The 3,449-nt window shown below is 38.1% G+C and carries 3 protein-coding genes and 2 rRNA genes; 1 reads left to right on the top strand and 4 read right to left on the bottom strand.

Features of this window, described 5'->3' with window-relative positions:
- The first annotated feature begins 339 nt into the window (after positions 1 to 339).
- Positions 340 to 948, top strand: coding sequence for a lytic transglycosylase domain-containing protein (locus J582_RS24375; protein ID WP_081405582.1), 609 nt, complete (start codon positions 340 to 342; stop codon positions 946 to 948).
- A gap of 51 nt (positions 949 to 999) precedes the next feature.
- Here the strand turns inward: J582_RS24375 and cysK are convergent, their stop codons facing one another.
- The 4 genes from cysK to J582_RS0105450 all read right to left on the bottom strand — a co-directional run.
- Positions 1,000 to 1,998 carry a cysteine synthase A gene (gene cysK / locus J582_RS24370; RefSeq protein WP_031982204.1) on the bottom strand — a complete coding sequence of 333 codons (999 nt, stop codon included), beginning with the start codon at positions 1,996 to 1,998 and terminating at the stop codon, positions 1,000 to 1,002.
- Positions 1,999 to 2,150: 152 nt separating this feature from the next.
- A complete protein-coding gene (locus tag J582_RS24365) occupies positions 2,151 to 2,693 on the bottom strand; it encodes a GNAT family N-acetyltransferase (protein ID WP_031982205.1) in 543 nt (180 codons plus the stop codon).
- A 203-nt stretch (positions 2,694 to 2,896) separates the two neighbouring features.
- Positions 2,897 to 3,011, bottom strand: a 5S ribosomal RNA gene (rrf, locus tag J582_RS24360).
- A gap of 179 nt (positions 3,012 to 3,190) precedes the next feature.
- Positions 3,191 to 3,449: ribosomal RNA gene (locus J582_RS0105450) — 23S ribosomal RNA — on the bottom strand; the annotation flags it as partial.

The raw sequence follows: 3,449 nt of genomic DNA, 5'->3' as shown, positions 1-3,449 counted from the left end.
CTGTAGCCCAGAAACTCGTTGACCTTGTATTTAAGAATGTTAAAAAAGTACGTCTGTAAGTTAAAACCTACAAAACTTGCGGTGATTTGCGGATATTCAGCTTTAGTATTATTTCATAATATATGAATCATAGAGAGACAGGATGTCTCATTAAAGAAGAATAAGAACGCAGGAAGCGGTAGTTGACAGGAGTTAGCTACATAAAGCTGAATACGAAGGAACCTCGACAGGATGTCGGGGTTTTTTCATTTCAATTATACAAAATTCTTACTTTTTAGATGTGCTGAGCAACAGAACTAATATTGATCCTATAAGTACGGCTAAATACCATCATTTTATTTGAAACTTCATTATTGGTTTTGTATTTTGCTTACCCCATCTTTAACCCAAAATCGTTTTGAACCATCACAATTACACATCCTTGGTCTGAAATTTTTCATAATTTTCTTGATGATCATAATGACAGGATGTACAAGCTTAGGCCCTAATAGTGGCTCATTTATTTGGCGTTCAAATAAGCTATCATCTGGTTTACAAAAAGCTTATTCCGTTCCACCGAGTACAGCCAATCGATTATCTCCAATGATTATTCAAAGTGCTGACAAATATAATGTTCCTCCACTTTTACTCGCGGCAGTTATCAGACAAGAGTCGAACTATAATAGTAATGCCCGCTCTCCGACTGGGGCTGTTGGTTTAACTCAAATTATTCCAAGCTATTGGCAACAAACTTGTGCTGGTAATTTGTATGATGAATCTACAAATATCCAATGTGGTGCTTATATTTTAAATCATTACTATCAAACCGCAGATAGCTGGTTTAAAGCTACAGCTTATTATAATGTTGGGCCAACAGGATATGAGAGAAGCTTCTGGACCCGTCACAAAGCGAAAAAATATGCTCGATCTATTAAGCATCATCAAAAAAATTTAAAAAGTGCTCTATAAAAAACTTAAACAAAAGCCCATCAATGGATGGGCTTTTTTATGCGATTAATTTTATTCGTCAAATAAACCTTCAAATAAGACAGAAGACAAATAACGCTCCCCACTGTCTGGCAGAATAACAACAATGGTTTTACCAGCATTTTCAGGACGTTCTGCAATTTTTGCAGCGGCTGCTAATGCAGCGCCACTTGAAATACCCACTAAAATACCTTCTTGGGTTGCACAGTTTCTCGCCCATTGAATTGCTTCTTCGCTACTCACTGGTAAGACTTCATCCACAAGGTCCAAATCAAGATTCTTTGGAATAAAGTTCGCACCAATTCCCTGAATTTTATGTGGTGCAGGTGTAATGTTTTCACCATTTTTGGTTTGAGTAATAATTGGAGACTCAGCAGGTTCAACTGCTACTGAATACAAAGGTTTATTTTGAACCTGTTCAAAGTAACGAGAAATACCTGTAATCGTACCGCCTGTACCGACGCCCGCAACTAAAATATCGACTTGCCCACCTGTAGCTTGCCAAATTTCAGGACCAGTTGTGTCTACATGAATTTGTGGATTCGCTGGGTTTTCAAATTGTTGTGGCAAGAAATAAAGATCTGGCTGTTCAGTTGCTAATCGTATAGCCTCATCAACTGCACCTTTCATACCTTTCGCGGGTTCAGTTAAAACCAAATTAGCACCTAAAGCTTTCAGTACTTTTCTACGCTCAAGGCTCATACTTGCAGGCATAGTTAAAGTTATTGGATATCCTTTTGCCGCAGCAACAAACGCCAATGCAATACCAGTATTACCACTGGTTGGCTCAACAATATGCATATCTTCTTTTAATACACCACGTTTCTCTGCATCTGCAATAAGTGCCGCTCCTATGCGGCATTTCACAGAAAATGCAGGGTTACGGCTTTCCACTTTTGCTAATACGGTTGCACCCGTTTTAATCAAACGGTTAATACGTACTAAAGGTGTATTACCAATAGCTTCGGCATTATTGGAATATACCGCGATACCTAAATTGTTGGGAGTTGGAAATTGCTGATCGGTAGACATGTTATATCCTTATTAGATTTGGAATGATTCTGAATCATTATAGGCTTGTCTAATAAACAGGAAAGTAGAAAAAGTTAAGTAATATAAAAAAATGACAGCTACATCTAAATTAGACTTAGAAAAAAAATAATAAAATTATTAGACCATTCTAACTACCAAACCTCACCCTCTCGCCATTCTGCGCAAATACTATCGCCCTGTGAGCGATACAATAGTAGATCTTTAATAGGAATACTTAAAGGATATAGCATAATTTCATAGTCATCAGTCAGATAAGTAGATGTATCTTGTTTGATGTACAAATCTCCCCACCAAGTAGTCCAACCTAATTTTTTATAAAACGCTTCATCTTCTGGTTGTAATGCAGCAAGTCCATATTGCAAGTCCGTTAATGCTTCAACTAAATATTTTAATAATTGTGATGCAAGCCCCTTACCTCTCATGGTGTAATCAGTGGTCACATACTCTACATAAGCAGTTTTTACATCGCAGCTACCATTTATAGTAAAAACTCTATCCGTCCATAAGGCATGTGAAACAATTTGATCATCTAATATACCCACGATATGAAATGCTTTTTGCATGAAAGCATATTGGCTCCAAGGATCTTCATCAAAAGCAGAAAAACATAACTCAGCAATCTGATGACGTTGATTTTTATCTAGATCTTGGGCTGCGATAATTTTGAACTGCATAGATGAAAACTCAAATTTAATTATTTATAGATTAAGCAAAGATTGGAATATTATGAAATGTTTTTTATTACATTGAACTAAGACCCTATATCTCTGAAGCACGGCAACCGTGCAAATCTGATTTTTAGTTATGTGTTTTCACTTTATACCGCGCAATAAAAAACACCCCAAGCTCTTTTGAGATTGGGGTGTTTAGAATAATGAGCTGGCGATGACTTACTCTCACATGGGTAACCCCACACTACCATCAGCGCTAAGAGGTTTCACTTCTGAGTTCGGGAAGGGATCAGGTGGTTCACTCTTGCTATGGTCGCCAGCACAACTGTTTATGGATACTTGCTTTGGTCTTATTGACTGCCGAAGCGTTTTCCAAATCTTTACAGATTGGGCTGATTGAATCTGACTGTGTTCATTTTATCTAGTGGAATAACTAAATCAAGTTGCTTTGTAGATTTATGAATCGATTGATGCTTTATATACAACTGCTTGGGTGTTGTATAGTCAAGCCTCACGAGCAATTAGTATTGGTCAGCTTCACATATCACTATGCTTCCACATCCAACCTATCAACGTCCTAGTCTCGAACGGCTCTTTAGAGGAATAAATTCCTAGGGAAATCTTATCTTGAGGTAGGCTTCCCGCTTAGATGCTTTCAGCGGTTATCCCTTCCGAACATAGCTACCCGGCGATGCGACTGGCGTCACAACCGGTACACCAGAGGTTCGTCCACTCTGGTCCTCTCGTACTAGGAGCAGA

This window comes from Acinetobacter sp. 1566109 (assembly GCF_000582255.1).
Taxonomy (GTDB): domain Bacteria; phylum Pseudomonadota; class Gammaproteobacteria; order Pseudomonadales; family Moraxellaceae; genus Acinetobacter; species Acinetobacter nosocomialis.
This window is presented reverse-complemented; position numbering and strand designations above follow the sequence as displayed.

Excerpts from the sequence above, each read along its gene's own strand:
- cysK (WP_031982204.1), bottom strand. The coding sequence starts at position 1,998 with ATGTCTACCGATCAGCAATTTCCAACTCCCAACAATTTAGGTATCGCG.
- J582_RS24365 (WP_031982205.1), bottom strand. The coding sequence starts at position 2,693 with ATGCAGTTCAAAATTATCGCAGCCCAAGATCTAGATAAAAATCAACGT.